This is a genomic window from Hyphomicrobium sp. DY-1, from assembly GCF_047497105.1.
Lineage (GTDB): Bacteria > Pseudomonadota > Alphaproteobacteria > Rhizobiales > Hyphomicrobiaceae > Hyphomicrobium_B.
This window is the reverse complement of the sequence record NZ_CP134870.1, coordinates 3,020,175-3,037,726: the sequence shown is the minus strand read 5'-3', so window position 1 is coordinate 3,037,726 and position 17,552 is coordinate 3,020,175. Positions and strand designations below refer to the sequence as shown.

Genomic DNA, 17,552 nt, shown 5'->3' with positions numbered 1-17,552 from the left:
CCAAACCGCCCGAGCAATCCTGAACGGCCCGCAAGTCGCCATTCGAGCCATCACGTGCGCGAATGTTTACGAAGCTGGAGCCGCTGCATCTCGCGGTCGTAGATGATCTCGCCGCCCGGAACCCGGATGTCGCGTACCATCTCGACGGTGTGACGGCTGACCTCCGGCCGCATCAAGCTCGTGCCGATGGCCAGCGCGAACGACACGGGCAGCCCGAGAATGCCCGCGATGGCGCCTGGCGTCGAAAGCGTCCCCATCTCGCCCATCATGATGGCGAACGCTCCGGCGACAAAGCCCGAGATGACCCCGACGATCGCACCGCCGACCGTCAGTCTCTTCCACCAGATCGACAGGACCATGACGGGGAAGAGGCTCGCACCCGTCAGCGACAGCGCCCACAGCACGAGCCGCAACGGATCGCTCGGCGCCGTGACGCACAGCATCGCACCACAGAACGCTACGACCACGATGAAGCCGCGCACGATCCACACCCGACTCTGCGTCGTCGGCGGCTCCCACGACATGCCTTGAATAACGTCCTCGCCAAGAACGGCCGCCAGCGACACGGTCGTGGCGGACGCCGTGACCAATGCAGCGGCCACAGCGCCCGCCAGCAGGAGATAAGAGAACGCCGACGGCAGATCGACCAGCAGCGGCAAAGCAAACAGCACGCCGTCGCGATCGAACTTCAGGCCTGCAAATCCCAGCCGTGTCGCTGCCTGATCGAAGGTCACGATATGATGCGCCGCTGCGTTATGCAGCCATTGCGGCAACGGCCCGAGCCGCTCGCTCATCACGGCGTCAAGGGTGAAATCTCGAAGGAAGATTGCCGCCGAAGAAATCGTGAGGAGAGCCAGTCCGGAAAAGACCGTCGCCCAGCCGATCGATTTTCGCGCCTCATACACGCCGGGCGTCGCCGCGACGCGCGGCAGCAGCCACGGCGCGGTGCTGACACCCGTCGCAATCGCGAAAACACCAATGATGAAAGCCAACGGCCCGATCGAGCCGAACGGCTGCGTATAAGGCTTTGTCAACGCGGAAAAGCCCTCAGGCGGCAGCTGAAACGCCATCGGCCAGACCTTGATGAGCTGCAATCCTTCGTTGACTTCGTTCCGCACCATCCCGCGCACCATCGGACCGTTCGCGAGCTGCGGAATGGGCAGGCTCGTTACCATCACGCTGATCGTCGTGGCGACGCCAAGCACGGCGAGAAACAGCGCGATCGATTGCGCAACGCCCGTCCAGGTGAAGGAACGCTTGCCGCCTGCCGCCGTCGATATCGCAATCGTCAGCGCGAGGAGAAACACCAGATTGTTGGCGCTGCCGCCGACAAGGCGCTGCGCGACGTGGCCACCAATGCGCAATTCTGCCGACAGCACGAGCAGCATCGGCACAGCCGCGATGCCTGCCGTGATGACCCTCAGTCCCCGGCTCTCAAAACGCCGGCCGAGATAGCTCGGCACGGTGAAGGCGCCGAACTTCCGGTAGAACGGTGCAAGCCCGATCGCCATGATGACGAAGCCCGTCAACGTGCCCATCAGCAGGATGACGGCATCGAATCCTGAGAAAAAGAATGCGCCGGTGCCCGCCACAATGAAGGTGCCACCCAGCGCCGAAGCACCGAGCAAAAGCCCGGTATAGGCGGCGGGAACCCGGCGCCCGGCCGCAAAATAGCATAGGATGTCGTTCGTTCCGACGCACAGGCCGATCGCGGCGTAGATGACGATCGGCCCGGCGAGAAACGCGATGCGCAGGAAGCTCTCATCGAACTTCAACTGCTCGAAGATCAGGACAAGAAGGAACAGCGCCGTATAGAGAGCGGCGAAAATGCTGAAATACGTGCCGAGGCGCGGATTGATCAATCTCGCGCGCGCACCGAACGCCATGCTCCCGCCTCACATATCTTCGTGCGCGCCGTGCCAGTGATCGATGGCATTCTGGCGGTTGACGTAGCTCGCGACCGTTATCAGGGCGATCACGAAAAATCCGTGAGCCGCAAGAAAGTACCCGAGCGGAAACCCTAAGAACCGGCTGGAGTTCAATTGCTCGGCATAGAGCGGCAAAACGATGACCAGCGCCAGAAACGGTATGATGCTCGCAATGACCTGCCACTTGGTATGGCGCCAGTAGGGCTTGCGTTCTTTCCGTTCAATCATCTCGCCGGATCCCCCAAAGTCGCCGCCTTTCGCACGCGGCGCCCCACCGCCTGTCGCCCTCATTATGCCCGCCGGCCAGGGCCTTTGTCCAATGCTACTCCGGTGGAATTTGGCCGCCGTTCCGTTGTCCTGCGCTAGATCATCCCCTAACATTTCGCCGCGGGAATCGCGTGCCAGCCTTCCAGGACGAAGGCGCGATGTGCCCAGGACGGGAACGGCAATATCAGCAGGGAAGGACAATCAGCATGAGCATAATTGACGAATTCAAAGAATTCGCCATGCGAGGCAACGTCATCGACCTCGCCGTCGGCGTAATCATGGGCGCCGCCTTCGCTCCAATCGTTTCTTCCCTCGTCGACAATGTCGTCATGCCGCCGATTGGCTACATGATGGCAGGGATCGACTTTTCCAGTCTCTCGGTTGCGATCCCCACGCCGACCGACCCGGTGCTGATCAGGTACGGCGTGTTTCTCAACGCCGTCATCAAGTTCCTCATCACCGCCTTCGCGATCTTCCTGCTCGTCAAAGCCGTCAACACGATGAAGAAGCCTAAGGCCGCTGCTGGCCCGCCCCCGCCGACACCGACGGAAGAGTATCTCAAGGAAATTCGCGACCTTCTGGCGAAGAAGGCCTGAGGCCGTCCCACAATAATGTTTGAGCTAGCGCGCGACTGTTCCAGCAGAGTGTTGCGCGCTCTCAGACTGTTGCGCCCCTGCCTGATCGGCAAGCACGTTACTTCACGTTGTATAACATTTGCTGATTGACCCAGCCGCTGACGCCGAGACTGATGGTCGGCTTTTTCTGCTGATCGATCTCCGTGCGGGTCGCTTCGAGATCCCTGATCCTCGCGTCCATGTCCGACGACGATGATCCGCCCGATCCGACCGCCTGGTTGATCTGCTGATCGAGCGTCGAAGGCGCACGCTTTGCCGTACTCGTATCGTCGGCAACCGCGGGAGAGACGAGCAAGCCACCGCAAGCGCCCATGACAAGCGCGGCACCGGCCCAAAGCGATTTAGAGGCCCCCGGCATTCATCCCTCTCCCCGAAGTTCGACGCACCATATCTAGCATCTTCGCCGACGCGGCCCCGATCAATTTTTGTAAATACTTCCTCGGAGCACTCAGTCGTCGTGAATCGGCAGGGAAGCGGCTTTAGGCTTCACCGCCTCCGGCTTTTCGGGTGCCACCATCACCATGGCGGAGATGACCGTTTCCGACAGCCCGTGCAGCAGCGCGCCAACGATGCCGCCAAGCAGAACTTCCGCACCCCGCTGAAAGCCGACGACAGCCAAAGGTGTCGCCGCGTCGGTGCTGAGAAAAACGATCGGACACGTCCACATGCAGACCCGGAGCATCGGGTAACGCCGCGCGATGATCGCCGCGACGGCCACCGCGACCGCCATCTGCACGACGACATCGGCATGAAGCGGTTCGAGAAGAGATCCGATTGTAACCGCAACGACGACGCCGACGACCGTGCCGAACAACCGCCCTATCGTCGCGGTTCGCGTCTCGTCCAGCTTCTCCTGCCCGACAATGACGCCGGACATCGCCGCCCACACTGGGTGCGGCAGCCCAATAGCGTTCGCAAGCACATAAGAAAGCGTCGCCGCACCCGAGCAGCGCAGCACGAATGCAACGTGGCGCGCCCATGCTTCTCTTGTCATCGGATCTCTATCATCGTGATCGACGCCTTTCGGCGCGTTGTCGCCCTCAGCGCAGTACCCTAGGGACAACGTGGCGACCAGCGATCGTACGGCTTGCGGGAACATCGTGAAAGTGTCAAAACCCGGAAAATCACGGCCTTCGCGGGCGTAGTTCAATGGTAGAACGGCAGCTTCCCAAGCTGCATACGAGGGTTCGATTCCCTTCGCCCGCTCCATCCCGCCGCTGAATTTTTAATCACATAAAGTCGGCATTGATCCGGAGTTGAGATCGCAATTCATCTAGAATTGTTATTGATCAAAATCAGCGCGCCGAATTTCTCTCTTCATGAAACGCAAGGCTGATATGCCGAGGCACCATCATGATTTCACTCAACAATAGAGAATGGGGGAATTCCTGCCGAGTATTGCAGGCAGCATTTCCAATTGTCGCATCCAACGATCGGCAATCGCTGTTGACGCATTGCAAAATATGAACTTGATTGCGGCCAGTTGCTTCGGTGGGCCTTCTTCCCGTTGGCGCAACATCCTGAGAAGACTTTCAAATCCCGAACGGTCCCAGTGATGATTTTCACATCATCGCTGCCCGAATATATGACAATAATAATATAAAATAGGGAATTTGATGCCGGCTTCCGCCGGCGGTTGTGCACCGCTTTCGGCACCCGCCGAAGGCGTGTCAAGTCGTGAATTGGAGAACTAAAATGCGTGGAAAGATTCTAGCAGTGGGGTTGGCATTGTCCGCTTCGCTGGGTTCGTCCGCTTGGGCGAATGAGAGCGTCATTAAAGCGACGAGCGACCCGAACAATTGGGCCACTCAAAACGGCGATTACGCCGGTCATCGCTATTCGAAACTCAACCAGATCACGACCGAAAACGTCGGCCAGCTCCAGGTGGCTTGGACGTTCTCGACCGGCGTTCTCCGCGGCCATGAAGGCAGCCCGCTCGTCGTCGGCAACGAGATGTACATGGTGACGCCGTTCCCGAACGTCGTCTATGCCCTGAACCTCGCCGACGAACAGAAGATCGTCTGGAAGTATATTCCGAAGCAGGATCCATCCGTTATCTCGGTCATGTGCTGTGACACGGTTACCCGTGGCCTCCAGTACGCCGACGGCAAGATCTTCATGTATCAGGCCGACACGACGCTGGTCGCTCTTGATGCCAAGACCGGCAAAGAACTCTGGAAGGTCGCCAACGGCGATCCGAAGATGGGTGAAACCGGCACGTCCGCTCCGCTCATCGTCAAGGACAAGGTCCTCGTCGGCATTTCGGGCGGCGAATACGGCGTCCGCGGCTCGCTGACCGCATACGACGAAAACACCGGCAAGAAAGTCTGGCGCGCCTACTCGACGGGTCCGGACGCTGAAATGCTTATCGACCCCGAGAAGACGATGTCGCTCGGCAAGCCGGTCGGCAAAGATTCTTCGCTCAAGACGTGGAGCGGCGATCAGTGGAAGATCGGCGGCGGCACGACCTGGGGCTATATGGCTTACGATCCCGACTTGAACCTCGTGTACTACGGAACCGGCAATCCCGGCACGTGGAACCCGGCTCAGCGCGCTGGCAAGGACGGCAAGCCAATCGATCTCAAGTGGTCGATGACGCACTTTGCGCGCGATCCCGACACCGGCATGGCCAAGTGGGCCTACCAGATGACGCCGTTCGACGAGTGGGACTATGACGGCATCAACGAGCCGATCCTCGCCGATATCGACGTCAAGGGCGAGAAGCGCAAAGTTGAAGTCCACTTCGACCGCAATGGCTTCGCCTACACGCTCGATCGCGTCACCGGCGAACCGCTCGTCGCCGAGAAGTTTGATCCGATGGTCAACTGGGCGTCCAGCATCAACCTCGACAAGTCGAGCCCCGACTACGGCCGTCCTGTCCGCGTGAAGAAGTACTCGACCTTCGCTCACGGCACCGACTTCGACACTAAAGGCATCTGCCCTGCGGCTCTCGGCGTCAAGGACGAGCAGCCGGCGTCGTACTCGGAGCTGACGGGCCTGTTCTACGTTCCCGCCAACCACGTCTGCATGGACTACGAGCCGTTCAAGGTTTCGTATGCTGCTGGTCAGCCGTTCGTCGGCGCGACGCTCTCGATGTTCCCGGGTCCGGATAAGCCGGAGCGCATGGGTACGTTCCTCGCTTGGGACGCAGGCAAGGGCAAGATCGTCTGGTCGAAGCCTGAGCAGTTCTCGGTGTGGTCTGGCGCTCTGACGACCGCTGGTGGCGTCGCCTTCTACGGCACGCTCGAAGGCTACTTCAAAGCCGTCGACCAGAAGACCGGCAAGGAACTCTACAAGTTCAAGACCCCGTCGGGCGTTATCGGCAACGTCTTCACCTACATGCAGGGTGGCAAGCAGTATGTCGGCGTTCTCTCGGGCATCGGCGGCTGGGCCGGCATCGGTCTGGCAGCTGGCTTGACGAACCCGAACGACGGCCTCGGGGCTGTCGGCGGTTACTCGGGCCTTGCTTCCTACTCGAACCTCGGTGGCTCGCTCACCGTGTTCGCACTGCCCTAACGATCTGCGAGATGGCCCGGCGCAGCCTGGGCCATCCCACGTCCGCCGGGAAAACCGATCAGACAAAATTTAAGGGAGAGGACCGTGAGTCCTCTCCCTTTTTTGCTGCCGGCACGGACAGGCGGAATGTGTTGGCTCTAAGCCGCCAGTTTTTCCTGGGGCTTCACATGCTCACCTGCACCAGCGGCAGACGACTTTGCTGTCTGCGATTGCTTCCAGCTTTTCCAGCTTATTGCGTTGTAGCTCAGCGCAAACGCGAAAAGGCACATCGCTCCGATGCAGATCGCCAGATAATAAAATTCGATCGTTGTCATGGTCGCCTCCCAAACAATTTGAGACAGCGTAGGAGCGCAGAGCGCGGCGCAATTGATCCGCATCAACGGATGCAGCAATCCGCCCGGATCAAGATCCGCGCTAAATCAGATTTTCCGAAAACGATCTGCCGAAGCTCTGATGAGCGTCAGGCCGCTTTACCAACCGCACCCCCCTTGCGCGTTTGGTTCGCATGCTGACTGAGGAAGCGCACGAAGCTGCGCACGAGCTGCCGGTCACCGTCGCTTTTCCGATAGGCCGCGAAGTGGCTCGACACGAACTGATAGGTTTGCGGCCGGAGCTCGCGCATCGAACCCTGCTTTGACCAGCTCTCGCCGATGTGCCGCGGCAGAAAGCCGATGAAATAGCCGGACAGGATCAGCATCACTTGCGCTTCCATCTGAACGACGTTGCCTGACGCGCGCGGATGATCGGCGCGATAGAGATCGTCGAACTGCCGATAACCGCGTACCGAGAACTGTGCCCTTTCGATCGCCTCCCGCGTGATCGCCGATGTCGGAGCGTCAAACAGCGGATGCCCCTTGCCGCAATAAAGCCCATGCGGCTCGCGGTGCAAAGCAACGTACGTGACACCCGGCGCTTTCTGCGAGAACGGCCCAATGACAACGTCGCGGCGACCGTCTGCGATGGCTTGCTCAAGGTGATTCGGTGTTCCGAGTTCAAGATCGATGAACACGTTCTCGGCGTTTTCCATGAAGCGGCCGACGACGTGCTGCAGCCCAAGCGCCGAATTCGTGACGATGCCATCGACGATTCCGATGCGAAGCCGCCCGACGAGTTGACCGTTGTACTGCCCGACCCGTTCCTCGAAGGAGCTAATCTCCGCAAAGAGCTTTTGGGTCGCGATATAGGTTGCTTCGCCGAAAGGCGTCAGCCGGAACCCTCGTCGTCCGCGTACGCACAATTGCGCGCCGAGCCTGCGCTCAAGCGCCGCAAGGTGGGTGCTGAGGGTGGGTTGGGAGAGATTGAGCGCAATCTGAGCATCGGCGAAGCTACCGGCTTCAACCAGCGTCATAAACACCCGTAAAAGGCGGATATCGATGTTATCGAGCCGACGCATCGAAACTCCTTCGCACAAAGCAGCATCACATCACATCGGCAGTTTTCAATGTATCGTTTAAATAATCAATATTTTCATAGATGTTATTTTAGCCAACTCTCCATTGCCGAAATCGTGTCGTCAGCGAGGGGTTATGACCATGCATATGGCAATAGGGTTCCGCCGGTTCACCGGAGTCGGTCTGGCAGTGGCGCTTTGGGCTGGCGTATCGGTCGCCGCAACCGCTGCACATGCCGACGAGAAAATCCGCATTCTCTGCCCGACATGGAGCGGATACGCGCCGGTCTTCGTCGCGCAGGATCTTGGCTACTTCAAAAAGCTTGGCATCGACGTCGACATCAAGTTTGAGGACGAACGCGCCAACGTCATGGCCGCGATGGACCGCAAGGACATCGAGATGGATATGCGCACCGTCGGCGAATATCAGGGCAAGCCGCGCGATGCCAAGACGCCTGGCGTCGTCATCGGCACCATCGACGAGTCGCTTGGCGGTGACGGCGTCATCGCGCCGGGTGACATCACCTCCGTCGAGCAGCTCAAAGGCAAGACCGTCGCGTCCGAGCCGAACATTCCCGGCCGCCTGCTCCTTCAGATGGCGCTCAAGGCAAAAGGCTTGACGCTTGCTGACCTCGACGTAAAGCAGATTGCGACCGCCGATACCGTCGCCGTCTTTGCCGATCCATCGATCTCCGCCGTCGTTTCCTATCAGCCGAACCTCTCGCAGGCCCTCGACAAGATCAAGCAGCGCAATCCGCACCTGCTGATCTCGTCGGCGCAATATCCCGGCATCATCGTCGACGTCATCATCGTCCGCCAGGACGACTTGAAGGCGAACCCCGAGAAGTACAAGAAGTTCATGATCGGCATCTTCAAAGCGATCGACTACTTCAAGAGCAACAAAGCGGACTTCATCAAGCTGGCAGCACCGCACTTCAACCTGACACCGGAAGAGTTCGCCGCTTCGATTGACGGCAGCCTCGAATACACGGGCTACGCACAGACGGCCGGATATTTCGGCAAACCCGGCGCCCCCGGCTCGCTGTACAAAGTCTTTGGCGAAGTCATGAAGCTGAACCTGGAAAACGGCGCGGCCGATCACGACCTCAAGGCCGCAGACCAAATCGACAATTCGATCGTCTCCGGCATCACTGAAGCCGACCTGAAATAATCAGCCGCGAACCAGCCGAGCCAGGCCATCTCGTGATGAGCAAAGCAACAGCATCGACGGCAGCAGTGGTCGAACGGCGACCGGCGGCGGCGCCAAACGCCAAGGCGCCGCGCGCAGCGTACCGCACCCGGAACCAGTTCTTCGCGTTCCGGGGCACACTGTCGAGACGGGCGCAAATCCTGACATCAATTTGCGCTAGCCTAATCGTCATCGCGGCATGGGAAATTTCGACCCGGCTCGGCTGGATCAACTCGCTCTTCCTGCCGCCCCCCAGCGTCACCGTCGAAACGCTGTGGATCATGATCACGCAGAAGCATCTGCTTTGGAATGCAGGTGTCTCGACCTTGCGCGTGTGGGTGGCCTTCACACTTTCCGTCGTGATGGCGATCCCGATCGGCATCGCGATGTCGAGCTTCCGCGGCGTCGGCGCCGCCCTGGAGCCGATCGTCGACTTCATCCGCTATCTGCCGGTTCCCGCTCTCGTTCCGCTGAGCATCATCTGGTTCGGCGTCGGCGAAACGACGAAGATCTTTCTTCTCTGGCTCGGCACCTTCTTTCAACTCGTCCTGCTCGTCGCAGACGACATGCGCCGCGTGCCGCAGGAATACGTCGAGATCGCCTACACCGTCGGTGCACGTCCCTTCCAGATGCTGAAAGACGTCGCCTTCCGCGCCATGCTACCGAGCCTATTCGACAATCTGCGCATCACGCTCGGCTGGTGTTGGACCTATCTCATCATCGCGGAAATCGTCGCCGCAGATAACGGCCTCGGCTTCGTCATCTGGGCGGCACGACGCTACATGAACACCTCCGAGGTCATGGCAGGCGTCGTCACCATCGGCTTGATTGGCCTGCTGACCGATCAGATCCTGCGCCTCGTCCACAAGCGCTATTTCCGTTATCTCTGAGAGGCGCGCCGTGGCACCAGCTCCCTATCTCGTATTCGACGGCATCGCGAAATATTTCGGCGATCTAGAAGTCGTCGCGCCAACGTTCGACCTCACCGTCAGGCGCAACGAATTCGTCGTCTTCCTCGGCCCCTCTGGTTCCGGCAAGACGACGCTGATGCGCATGGTCGGCGGCCTGGAAACGCCAAGCACCGGTGAAATCCGCCTCGACGGCCAACCAATCCGCGAGCCGGACCGCGACCGCGGCATGGTCTTTCAGTCCTACTCATCGTTTCCTTGGCTGACCGTCGCCGAGAATGTCGCCTACGGCATGAAGTACCGTCTCGATATGACGCCGGAACGCAAGGCGACGCGCCTCGCACATTACTTGCAACTCGTCGGCCTCAGCGACTTCGCCGACGCCTATCCGAACAAGGTCTCAGGCGGCATGCGCCAACGCATCGCCATCGCCCGAACGCTCGCTGCAGGCTCCGACGTTCTGTTGATGGACGAACCCTTTGGCGCATTGGATGCGCAGCGCCGAGAAGATCTTCAGATCGAGCTGCGCCGCATCCAACAGCAGGACGCCAAGACAATCATTTTCGTCACGCACGACGTCGACGAAGCAGTTTTTCTCGCGGACCGCATCATCGTCTTCTCCAAGCGCCCCGCACGCATGCTTGAGGAAGTCGATATTGCGGCAGCTCTCGGCCCTGATCGCACGCTGGAGCTTCGCGACAGCGAACGCTTCTTCAGGTTGCGAACGGAAGTTTTGAAATTTGTCCGCGCCGCAGCGGGCCACGATAACTAGAGCGCAAAGCGCCGCAGGAAAGCAAATGTGCATCAATCTTAAAAACAAAAGCGTCCTCGTGACCGGCGCAAGCCGCGGAATTGGTTTTGGCATCGCTGAAGGCTTCGCCGAGGCGGGCGCGGACCTGGCCATCCTCGCTGACGACGAAACGGTACACGAAGCAGCAGACAAAATCTCAAAGGCATACGGCCATCCTGTCCGCGCCTTTGTCGCCGACATCACTGATAAGTCTGCGGTTACGAATGTCTTTGCGCAAATCCCGAATCTCGACGTCCTCGTCAATAACGCCGGCCTCGAGTTGATCACGCCGCTAACCGACCCTAGCGACGAAGTCGACGCCGCCTTCGCTCGCATCATGGACATCAACGTCCGCGGCACCTGGAACGTCACGCGCGCCGCGCTACCGCTTCTGAAGACCGGCGCGCGTATCATCAACACCGCGTCCGTCTGGTCCAAAAGCGCCGTCGGCGAATTCGCCGCCTACATCGCATCGAAGCACGCTGTCGTCGGCTTGACGCGCACTTTCGCACGCGAGCTTGGACCGCGAGGCATCACCGTCAACGCGGTCTGCCCAGGCTGGGTCCGCACAGTCGCATCGGTTCGTTCGGCGAAAGTCATGGCCACGCGTTCGAAGCGCAGCGAAGCCGACATCTTCGACGATGTCGTCGCCGCTCAGTGCCTCCCCGGCCTGATGGAGCCGCAGGACGTCGCCGGCCTCTACCTTTTTCTCGCCAGCGACCTTGCTGCCAACATCACCGGACAGGCCATTGGCGTCGACCGCGGAGAATTTCTTGGATGAGCAGAGAATTAAAAGATCTGAAAGTCGTCGTTTGCGGCGCCGCAAGTGGCATCGGGCTTGCGACGGCAGATCTCTTCGAGAAGAAAGGCGCGCACGTCGCTCGCCTCGATTTCGAACCGATCGAGGAGGGCCTGTCGTTTCAACTCGACGTCACCGACGAGATCCAAGTTGCAGAAGCGATCGCCGCCGCCGATAGCGCGCTTGGCGGCATAGACGTCATGGCCAATTCGGCTGCCGTCTTTCGCTACGGCCCCTTACTCGAAACGCCCGTTGCCGACGTCCGCAAAGTGTTCGACGTCAATCTCGTCGGCACGTTCCTCGTGACGCGCGAAACAGTACGCATGATGAAAAGCCGCGGCAAAGGCGGCAGGATCATTCTCTTCAGTTCCGAACTAGCCCAGCTCGGACGCGAGCATCACGCCGCCTATTGCGCCACCAAAGCCGGCGTCAGCGCCATGGTGCGCTGCTGGGCGAAGGAATTCGGCCCCGACATTCTCGTCAATGCCGTGGCGCCGGGCCCGACCGACACGCCGCTTCTCGATTTCGAAAACCTGCCCGACGAATGGAAACGGCTTGAAACGTCCAATCCGCTCGGCCGCATCGGCAAACCGGAAGAAGTCGCGGAAGCCGTCCTGTTTCTCGCCAGCGCCGGCGCAACGTTCATCACCGGCCAAGTTCTCGGCGTCAACGGCGGCGCCTCGATGGTTTGAAGGAAAGAACAGTCATGACCGACCGCATCTTTATGAATGAGATGAGCTGGACGACTTACCAGCGGCGTATCGAGGACGGAGCGATCATCCTGCTCCCGACCGGTGCCACAGAGCAGCACGGCCCACATCTGCCGATGGGCACCGATGCCCTGCTCGCGACTGCCGTCGCAGCCGGTGTCGCAAAGCGGATCGACGCCATCGTCGCGCCGGTCCTCTCGTTCGGATACAAGTCGCAGCCGAAGATGGGCGGCGGCAATCACTTCTGCGGCACGACCAGTCTCGATGCCGATACGCTTGCGCACGTGCTGCGTGACGTCATCAAAGAGTTTGCACGCCACGGCGCGCGCCAGCTCGTTCTCATCAACGGCCACTACGAAAACATGATGTTCACGATCGAAGGCGTCGATCTCGCCCGTCGTGAGCTGGCCTATATGGGCATTCACGATTTCGAGGTCATGCGCCTCGAATATTGGGATTTCACCAAGCGCGAGACGCTCGACAAGATTTTTCCTGACGGCTTCCCCGGCTACGATCTCGAGCATGCCGCCGTGATGGAAACGTCTCTGATGCTCCATCATCATCCGCATCTCGTCGATTTGTCGGCACTGCCCGACGACAAGCCCGCGAGCTTTCCGCCCTACGATATGTATCCGACGCGCACCGGACTGGTGCCGTGCTCCGGTGTGCTGTCGCCCGCACACGGCTGCTCGGCAGAAAAGGGCAAGCTGCTGGCGAACGACTATGCCGAAGGCGTCGCCGCCGCGATCCGCAAAGAATTTCCAAACGCAAAGGTGAAGCCATGAGCGATATCCACGTCGTCCCGGCGCGCCAGGGCCGCGCTGTCGCGCTCAAAGCTGGACAATCGATCAAGATCATCAACACGCATGGCCATCAGGTCGTCGATACGTGGGCCTTCAACGCCGACGACTTGGGCGAGTTCCTCTCGATGGAGCACATGCGCGCCGCGATCGACCGCATTCGCCCAATGCCCGGCGACAAGCTCGTCACCAACAAGCGACGCCCGATCCTGACGCTCGTCGAAGACACCTCGCCCGGCATCCACGACACCTTCATCGCCGCATGCGATATCTATCGCTATCAGGGCCTGGGCGTCGCCGATTACCACGACAATTGCGCCGACAATCTACGCTCCGGTATGGCGGGCCTCGGTCTGGCACCGCCTGAAGTGCCCTCCCCGCTCAATCTCTGGATGAACATTCCGGTGAAGACCGATGGCACCATCGGCTGGGAAGAGCCTGTCTCGAAACCCGGCGACTACGTCGTGCTGAAAGCCGAGATGAATTGCATCGTCGCGATGTCCGCCTGCCCGCAGGACATCATCTGCATCAACAAAGGCGCGCCGACGGACGCGCACTACGAGGTTCTGGCATGAGCACGACGACCGTCTCCATTCCGTGGGGACTCGATTCAGAAACCGGCGTGCTCCGGCATGTTCTTCTCGGCAAACCTGACTTTTTCGAATGGCGGCCCGTCGGCGCCGTTTCCCGGCAGACGCTCGCGCTCGGACTCCGCTTCGATGCCCAAGCCGCCATGTCGCAGCATCGCGAAATGGTCGATGCTTTCGAGCAAGCGGGCGTCACCTGTCATTGGCTCGACGCGCGGCCTGAGCTGAAATACGGCGTGTTCGCTCGCGACTCGAGCGTGATGACGCCCTTCGGCGCCGTCATCACCATGCTGCAGACCCGCTACCGCCGCGGTGACTATGCGCTGGTCCTGAAGTTCTACGAAGAAGCCGGAATCCCGATCTGGAACATGATCACCGCCGGCCATTTCGAAGGCGGCGACTTCATGGTCGTCGAACCGGGATTTGTGCTTTGCGGCTACGGCGGCGAACGCTCCGAGCAGGAAGGCGCCGAACAGATGTGCGCGTGGTTCCGGGAAAAAGGCTGGGAGGCTTACGCCGTGCCCTTCCCACCGCATTTCGTGCACCTCGACGTGTCGGTCGGATTCATCAACAAAAAGCTCGTTGCCGTCGCTCCCGACGCGCACCAGCCGTGGTTCCTCGATCTTTTGAAATCGAAGGGCTACGAAATTCTACCCGTCTCCTATCATGACGCGACACAGCTCGGCACGAACATCGTCGCTCTCGGCAACGACCGCGTGTTGTCGACCGCCGCGAACAAGGATCTGAACGCCCGCATGCGCTCCCACGGCATCGAGGTCTTCGATCCTGACCTGCGGATGTTCACGCTGGGCGGCGGCGGCCCACACTGCCTCTGTCAGGCCCTGCGGCGCGATCCGCTTTGATGCGATTTGTGCCCAACGTCTCACAAATGTTCATCAGGCAGCGAGGATAGCAATTCGCTGTCTGTTCATTTAATCTTCCGTGACCGGCCTAATTGGACTGGCCAAACAATACTGAATTGTTGCATATGAGGCGGCCCTGAGGCCCGCCGGTCATTCTCGGCAAAGGATTTGTCGGTATTGTCCGGGTATGATTCTGCTCGATTACAATTCATTGCTGATCGCTCTGAGCTTCTGCAGCGCAGGGGTGGCGCTGACGTTCTTTGTGAGCTGGCTGGTCTCGCAGTCTGACCGCACCCTGATGACGTGGACGCTCGGCTCCACGAGCCTCGTCGTCAGCATTCTGGCCTACAGCAATTTTGTCGCGCACTATTCGCCTTCGGTCGGCATCGTAGCTTTTTCTGCGCTTCAAATCGGATTGGTGTTCTTTCTCGGAGCTGCCTACCAATTCCGCACCGGATTGCTTCCCGCCAAACTGATGATTGCCAGCGCGCTGATCGCCAGCGTTCTCACCACATCCATGATGGTTAGTGGTTATGACGGCCTTTGCTACATCGTGTTCAATCTCGCGGCGATGCTGATCTTATGCCAAACGGGGATCGAATATTGGCGCTGCCGCCACGAATCTCCGCTCCTGCTGACGACACTCACAACCCTTTATGTTGTAGGCGGCCTGTCATTCGGCCTCTGTGCCTTTGCTCTGGCACAGCAGGGCGAATGGATCATGAACCGCCCGCCCGACGACTGGGCCGAAAATCTGAACCTCATCGTTTGCCTCGCCGATACGGCCGCGATCGGCGCGCTCTCCCTCGGCCTCAATCAAATTCGTCTGACACGACGCCACAAGCGCGAGGCCGAAACGGATTCCCTGACGGGCCTCTACAATCGGCGCGCGTTCTTCGATCGCGCCGCCGCATTTCGTGCGCCGACGAGCATCGTGGTCGTCGTTTTTGACGTCGATCACTTCAAGCAAGTCAACGACGTTTATGGCCATCAGATCGGCGATACCGTACTGCAGACGTTTGCCGAAATTCTGAGGGACACCGTACGGGAGGGCGATCTCGCTGCGCGCCTCGGTGGTGAGGAATTCGCCATTCTGCTTCCCGACGCAACACTGAAGGCGGCCCTGCTCGTGGCCGAGCGCATCCGCAAGAAATTCGCCGAGAAGCGCTTTTTTTCCGACGCACAGCTGTTTGGCAGCTCGGTCAGCGTCGGAATATCCAAGGTCGGCGACGAAACGATGTTGAACGACTTAATTATTCAGGCTGACGCCGCCCTCTATGTCGCCAAACGCTCCGGACGCAATCGCGTCATTCTCTTTTCAAGCCGCGAGGACATCCGGCAGCAGAAGGACAGCATTGTTCCGATTGATCTGGAAGGCTCGGAAGCCGAGCGGGCGAACGTCTACGGGGCTGTGGCAGAAGCCGCGCACCATCATTCCCAACGCAAGGCGCGCTTGACCCGCCGCATCTAAGACCCAGTCAGGAAAAAATCCGCACTATCTTCCCGGCAAATGGTCTTGAGGCTGCACCGAGCCCGCGATGTAAGGCCCCGACATCGGTGACGGATGGGCCATCAAGCTCGGATTGGTATCGTCCAGCATCGGACGCAGCGCTCCGCACACGAACCAAAGCGCAAACGAAAATCCGACCAGCAGAAGAATGATCAAGGCATCGAGCACGCCATCACCATCGCGCATGCCAATACCGAATTGAGAGTCGTCGTTACGGTCGCCGCCAGAATAGAGGGCCATGGCTCTTTCCTCTCTTCGTCTCGCCTCCGTCAGTCCCTCAACAGTCTGCAGGCCGTCCGAATCCAACCGGATCCCCGTGACCGATCGCGCAATGGCCGCATCATGAATGTGCGCTCTCGAAAGCGCGGCGAAAAGACCCCAGACAGGCGCCAGGGGTTAAAATCGGTTACCGGATGATTAAAATACCGTTCACCGTCCGCGCGATTGGCAGTTGCCTTGAGCAATGCCTTTGCGCTCCGATGCGTGCCAGCAACCGAGCGCCGACGGAAACGGCCGATCGGTTTTAAACGCTCGGTTTTCCGCATCCATCAGCGACGAACAGCTCACGAAGGCTGGGGGGAACCAAGGCCTCGGCTAACGCGTTTCGTCCAGAATATAAGTTAGGATAATGCTCATGACCGTTGAAAGCATCGCAGTCAGTAATAATCAGCCGGTAGAGCTCTTCGATGCCCGGTCGCGGATCGCCCACCTTGAGGCGAAGGTCGAGCAGGCCGACTACCTGCTCGCGGAAGCTCTCGATTCGTCCGTCGATTACGAGGACATGCTGAGAAAAATGCAGATGGCCCAGAAGACGCTCAAAGAAGCACTCGGCCAGGAGCGGGAACTTATGCGCCTTGCGTGACGCCCGCCGCTCTAACCGCCGTTTCAACTGAAATTTTAGTGCATATCGGCCTGCTCGACGCGGTAGCGGTACGGCAGGTCGAAACAATAATGAGCGCCGGCCTTTTCGGCCTCTTCCCAGGTTTCGAATTGGGCGCCGATAACCTCCGACGATCCCCCGAAACAGCCTTCGTCGTCTCCGCGACAGGATTCACACCAGACGACGACGCGATATTTGTCCATTGCCACCCTCGTAAAGTCCTTGCACGAGCATTTTTAGCTGCGCTGCAGCATGACCTCCTTTTTCTGCCTCTGCCGATGAATTCATCATGAACGCCGCTGTCATCCACGCTTCAATCGCGCCACAGTTGCCTATGATATCGATGCCATTCGGCCTTTGCCTCAAACGGCGTCCTGCACATCAGCGCTGCCCTATCGGGGCCTGAAAGCGGGTTGCTGCCACGGCTTGCTTACCTGCCCCACTCAGAGCCGGAAAACCGTCCTCGGACGAAGCGCCGCAGGCTCCGCGCGAAAACGCAGCCCAGAATTTCTGCTGCCGCAGCTTGTATGGGCTGGCAAAGAGCCCTATGCCGCCCGCTTCAAATTTGGAAAGCCGTTTATCCGTTGGATTTCTGTATGCAAAAGCAGGCCGGAAAAATTCCTCTCTGCGAGGACGATCACGCATCGGACGGCTATTACGTCCTCATTTCCCTGATCTGCATCGTGGTTGCAATGACCTCTGCCCTCATCATCACTTATGGAATTGAAATGCTGATCTAGCAGACCCACCGACCACGGCATAAACGTCTCCTACTAATCA

The 17,552-nt window shown here is 59.5% G+C and carries 21 protein-coding genes and 1 tRNA gene; 14 read left to right on the top strand and 8 right to left on the bottom strand.

What is annotated here, in order from left to right:
• Window positions 1–50: 50 nt before the first annotated feature.
• Both RLW41_RS14640 and RLW41_RS14635 read right to left on the bottom strand, forming a co-directional pair.
• Window positions 51–1,886, bottom strand: coding sequence for a cation acetate symporter (locus RLW41_RS14640; protein ID WP_414461942.1), 1,836 nt, complete (start codon window positions 1,884–1,886; stop codon window positions 51–53).
• 9 nt (window positions 1,887–1,895) lie between these two features.
• Window positions 1,896–2,156 carry a DUF4212 domain-containing protein gene (locus RLW41_RS14635; RefSeq protein WP_013946447.1) on the bottom strand — a complete coding sequence of 87 codons (261 nt, stop codon included), beginning with the start codon at window positions 2,154–2,156 and terminating at the stop codon, window positions 1,896–1,898.
• Window positions 2,157–2,401: 245 nt separating this feature from the next.
• Between RLW41_RS14635 and mscL the strand changes: the two genes are divergently transcribed.
• Entirely contained in the window at window positions 2,402–2,791 is a 390-nt protein-coding gene (gene mscL, locus RLW41_RS14630) for a large-conductance mechanosensitive channel protein MscL (RefSeq protein ID WP_013946446.1), read from the top strand.
• Window positions 2,792–2,888: 97 nt separating this feature from the next.
• Here mscL and RLW41_RS14625 read toward each other — a convergent pair whose 3' ends face one another.
• A complete protein-coding gene (locus RLW41_RS14625; RefSeq protein ID WP_409562388.1) occupies window positions 2,889–3,188 on the bottom strand; it encodes a hypothetical protein in 300 nt (99 codons plus the stop codon).
• Window positions 3,189–3,278: 90 nt separating this feature from the next.
• On the bottom strand, window positions 3,279–3,824 hold the full coding sequence (locus RLW41_RS14620) for an FUSC family protein (protein ID WP_414461941.1): 546 nt from the start codon (window positions 3,822–3,824) through the stop codon (window positions 3,279–3,281).
• Window positions 3,825–3,965: 141 nt separating this feature from the next.
• Here RLW41_RS14620 and RLW41_RS14615 point away from each other — a divergent pair.
• A tRNA-Gly gene (locus RLW41_RS14615) sits at window positions 3,966–4,039 on the top strand.
• Between the two features lie 486 nt (window positions 4,040–4,525).
• A complete protein-coding gene (locus tag RLW41_RS14610) occupies window positions 4,526–6,346 on the top strand; it encodes a methanol/ethanol family PQQ-dependent dehydrogenase (RefSeq protein ID WP_409562386.1) in 1,821 nt (606 codons plus the stop codon).
• Window positions 6,347–6,483: 137 nt separating this feature from the next.
• On the opposite strand, the gene RLW41_RS14605 is transcribed toward RLW41_RS14610, so the two are convergent.
• A complete protein-coding gene (locus RLW41_RS14605; protein WP_409562385.1) occupies window positions 6,484–6,660 on the bottom strand; it encodes a hypothetical protein in 177 nt (58 codons plus the stop codon).
• A 146-nt stretch (window positions 6,661–6,806) separates the two neighbouring features.
• On the bottom strand, window positions 6,807–7,739 hold the full coding sequence (locus RLW41_RS14600) for a LysR family transcriptional regulator (RefSeq protein WP_409562384.1): 933 nt from the start codon (window positions 7,737–7,739) through the stop codon (window positions 6,807–6,809).
• 139 nt (window positions 7,740–7,878) lie between these two features.
• On the opposite strand from RLW41_RS14600, the gene RLW41_RS14595 reads away from it, so the two are divergent.
• From RLW41_RS14595 to RLW41_RS14555, 9 genes are all read left to right on the top strand, one after another.
• On the top strand, window positions 7,879–8,907 hold the full coding sequence (locus RLW41_RS14595; protein WP_414461940.1) for an ABC transporter substrate-binding protein: 1,029 nt from the start codon (window positions 7,879–7,881) through the stop codon (window positions 8,905–8,907).
• Between the two features lie 35 nt (window positions 8,908–8,942).
• Entirely contained in the window at window positions 8,943–9,815 is an 873-nt protein-coding gene (locus RLW41_RS14590; RefSeq protein ID WP_414461939.1) for an ABC transporter permease, read from the top strand.
• 10 nt (window positions 9,816–9,825) lie between these two features.
• A complete protein-coding gene (locus RLW41_RS14585; protein ID WP_414461938.1) occupies window positions 9,826–10,605 on the top strand; it encodes an ABC transporter ATP-binding protein in 780 nt (259 codons plus the stop codon).
• A 25-nt stretch (window positions 10,606–10,630) separates the two neighbouring features.
• Window positions 10,631–11,404 (top strand): SDR family NAD(P)-dependent oxidoreductase, encoded by a 774-nt coding sequence (locus RLW41_RS14580; RefSeq protein ID WP_414461937.1) that lies wholly within the window; start codon window positions 10,631–10,633, stop codon window positions 11,402–11,404.
• Complete coding sequence (locus RLW41_RS14575) at window positions 11,401–12,114, top strand: SDR family NAD(P)-dependent oxidoreductase (protein ID WP_414461936.1); 714 nt, start codon at window positions 11,401–11,403, stop codon at window positions 12,112–12,114. The genes RLW41_RS14580 and RLW41_RS14575 overlap by 4 nt, the downstream gene beginning before the upstream one ends.
• Before the next feature lie 14 nt (window positions 12,115–12,128).
• Window positions 12,129–12,917: a creatininase gene (locus RLW41_RS14570; protein ID WP_414461935.1), complete on the top strand. Its 789-nt coding sequence runs from the start codon at window positions 12,129–12,131 to the stop codon at window positions 12,915–12,917.
• Entirely contained in the window at window positions 12,914–13,507 is a 594-nt protein-coding gene (locus tag RLW41_RS14565) for a DUF1989 domain-containing protein (RefSeq protein WP_414461934.1), read from the top strand. The genes RLW41_RS14570 and RLW41_RS14565 overlap by 4 nt, the downstream gene beginning before the upstream one ends.
• The gene (locus RLW41_RS14560) at window positions 13,504–14,382 is read left to right on the top strand and encodes a dimethylarginine dimethylaminohydrolase family protein (RefSeq protein WP_414461933.1); all 879 of its coding nucleotides are present in this window, start codon (window positions 13,504–13,506) and stop codon (window positions 14,380–14,382) included. Before RLW41_RS14565 ends, RLW41_RS14560 begins: the two co-directional genes overlap by 4 nt.
• Window positions 14,383–14,569: 187 nt before the next feature.
• Window positions 14,570–15,853 (top strand): diguanylate cyclase, encoded by a 1,284-nt coding sequence (locus RLW41_RS14555; protein WP_414461932.1) that lies wholly within the window; start codon window positions 14,570–14,572, stop codon window positions 15,851–15,853.
• A gap of 24 nt (window positions 15,854–15,877) precedes the next feature.
• Here RLW41_RS14555 and RLW41_RS14550 read toward each other — a convergent pair whose 3' ends face one another.
• Window positions 15,878–16,132: a hypothetical protein gene (locus RLW41_RS14550; protein ID WP_414461931.1), complete on the bottom strand. Its 255-nt coding sequence runs from the start codon at window positions 16,130–16,132 to the stop codon at window positions 15,878–15,880.
• A gap of 394 nt (window positions 16,133–16,526) precedes the next feature.
• Between RLW41_RS14550 and RLW41_RS14545 the strand changes: the two genes are divergently transcribed.
• Window positions 16,527–16,754, top strand: coding sequence for a hypothetical protein (locus tag RLW41_RS14545; protein WP_013946428.1), 228 nt, complete (start codon window positions 16,527–16,529; stop codon window positions 16,752–16,754).
• Between the two features lie 35 nt (window positions 16,755–16,789).
• Here the strand turns inward: RLW41_RS14545 and RLW41_RS14540 are convergent, their stop codons facing one another.
• Entirely contained in the window at window positions 16,790–16,975 is a 186-nt protein-coding gene (locus RLW41_RS14540) for a hypothetical protein (RefSeq protein ID WP_035575729.1), read from the bottom strand.
• A gap of 393 nt (window positions 16,976–17,368) precedes the next feature.
• On the opposite strand from RLW41_RS14540, the gene RLW41_RS14535 reads away from it, so the two are divergent.
• On the top strand, window positions 17,369–17,512 hold the full coding sequence (locus RLW41_RS14535; protein ID WP_013946426.1) for a hypothetical protein: 144 nt from the start codon (window positions 17,369–17,371) through the stop codon (window positions 17,510–17,512).
• Window positions 17,513–17,552: the final 40 nt, after the last annotated feature.

What these genes read in the sequence shown, in the direction of transcription:
- RLW41_RS14620 (WP_414461941.1), bottom strand. Translation starts at nt 3,824, where the DNA reads ATGACAAGAGAAGCATGGGCGCGCCACGTTGCATTCGTGCTGCGCTGC.
- RLW41_RS14570 (WP_414461935.1), top strand. Translation starts at nt 12,129, where the DNA reads ATGACCGACCGCATCTTTATGAATGAGATGAGCTGGACGACTTACCAG.
- RLW41_RS14550 (WP_414461931.1), bottom strand. Translation starts at nt 16,132, where the DNA reads ATGGCCCTCTATTCTGGCGGCGACCGTAACGACGACTCTCAATTCGGT.
- mscL (WP_013946446.1), top strand. Translation starts at nt 2,402, where the DNA reads ATGAGCATAATTGACGAATTCAAAGAATTCGCCATGCGAGGCAACGTC.
- RLW41_RS14555 (WP_414461932.1), top strand. Translation starts at nt 14,570, where the DNA reads ATGATTCTGCTCGATTACAATTCATTGCTGATCGCTCTGAGCTTCTGC.
- RLW41_RS14540 (WP_035575729.1), bottom strand. Translation starts at nt 16,975, where the DNA reads ATGGACAAATATCGCGTCGTCGTCTGGTGTGAATCCTGTCGCGGAGAC.
- RLW41_RS14595 (WP_414461940.1), top strand. Translation starts at nt 7,879, where the DNA reads ATGCATATGGCAATAGGGTTCCGCCGGTTCACCGGAGTCGGTCTGGCA.
- RLW41_RS14545 (WP_013946428.1), top strand. Translation starts at nt 16,527, where the DNA reads ATGACCGTTGAAAGCATCGCAGTCAGTAATAATCAGCCGGTAGAGCTC.
- RLW41_RS14600 (WP_409562384.1), bottom strand. Translation starts at nt 7,739, where the DNA reads ATGCGTCGGCTCGATAACATCGATATCCGCCTTTTACGGGTGTTTATG.
- RLW41_RS14640 (WP_414461942.1), bottom strand. Translation starts at nt 1,886, where the DNA reads ATGGCGTTCGGTGCGCGCGCGAGATTGATCAATCCGCGCCTCGGCACG.
- RLW41_RS14575 (WP_414461936.1), top strand. Translation starts at nt 11,401, where the DNA reads ATGAGCAGAGAATTAAAAGATCTGAAAGTCGTCGTTTGCGGCGCCGCA.
- RLW41_RS14635 (WP_013946447.1), bottom strand. Translation starts at nt 2,156, where the DNA reads ATGATTGAACGGAAAGAACGCAAGCCCTACTGGCGCCATACCAAGTGG.
- RLW41_RS14625 (WP_409562388.1), bottom strand. Translation starts at nt 3,188, where the DNA reads ATGCCGGGGGCCTCTAAATCGCTTTGGGCCGGTGCCGCGCTTGTCATG.
- RLW41_RS14560 (WP_414461933.1), top strand. Translation starts at nt 13,504, where the DNA reads ATGAGCACGACGACCGTCTCCATTCCGTGGGGACTCGATTCAGAAACC.
- RLW41_RS14565 (WP_414461934.1), top strand. Translation starts at nt 12,914, where the DNA reads ATGAGCGATATCCACGTCGTCCCGGCGCGCCAGGGCCGCGCTGTCGCG.
- RLW41_RS14535 (WP_013946426.1), top strand. Translation starts at nt 17,369, where the DNA reads ATGCAAAAGCAGGCCGGAAAAATTCCTCTCTGCGAGGACGATCACGCA.
- RLW41_RS14610 (WP_409562386.1), top strand. Translation starts at nt 4,526, where the DNA reads ATGCGTGGAAAGATTCTAGCAGTGGGGTTGGCATTGTCCGCTTCGCTG.
- RLW41_RS14590 (WP_414461939.1), top strand. Translation starts at nt 8,943, where the DNA reads ATGAGCAAAGCAACAGCATCGACGGCAGCAGTGGTCGAACGGCGACCG.
- RLW41_RS14605 (WP_409562385.1), bottom strand. Translation starts at nt 6,660, where the DNA reads ATGACAACGATCGAATTTTATTATCTGGCGATCTGCATCGGAGCGATG.
- RLW41_RS14580 (WP_414461937.1), top strand. Translation starts at nt 10,631, where the DNA reads ATGTGCATCAATCTTAAAAACAAAAGCGTCCTCGTGACCGGCGCAAGC.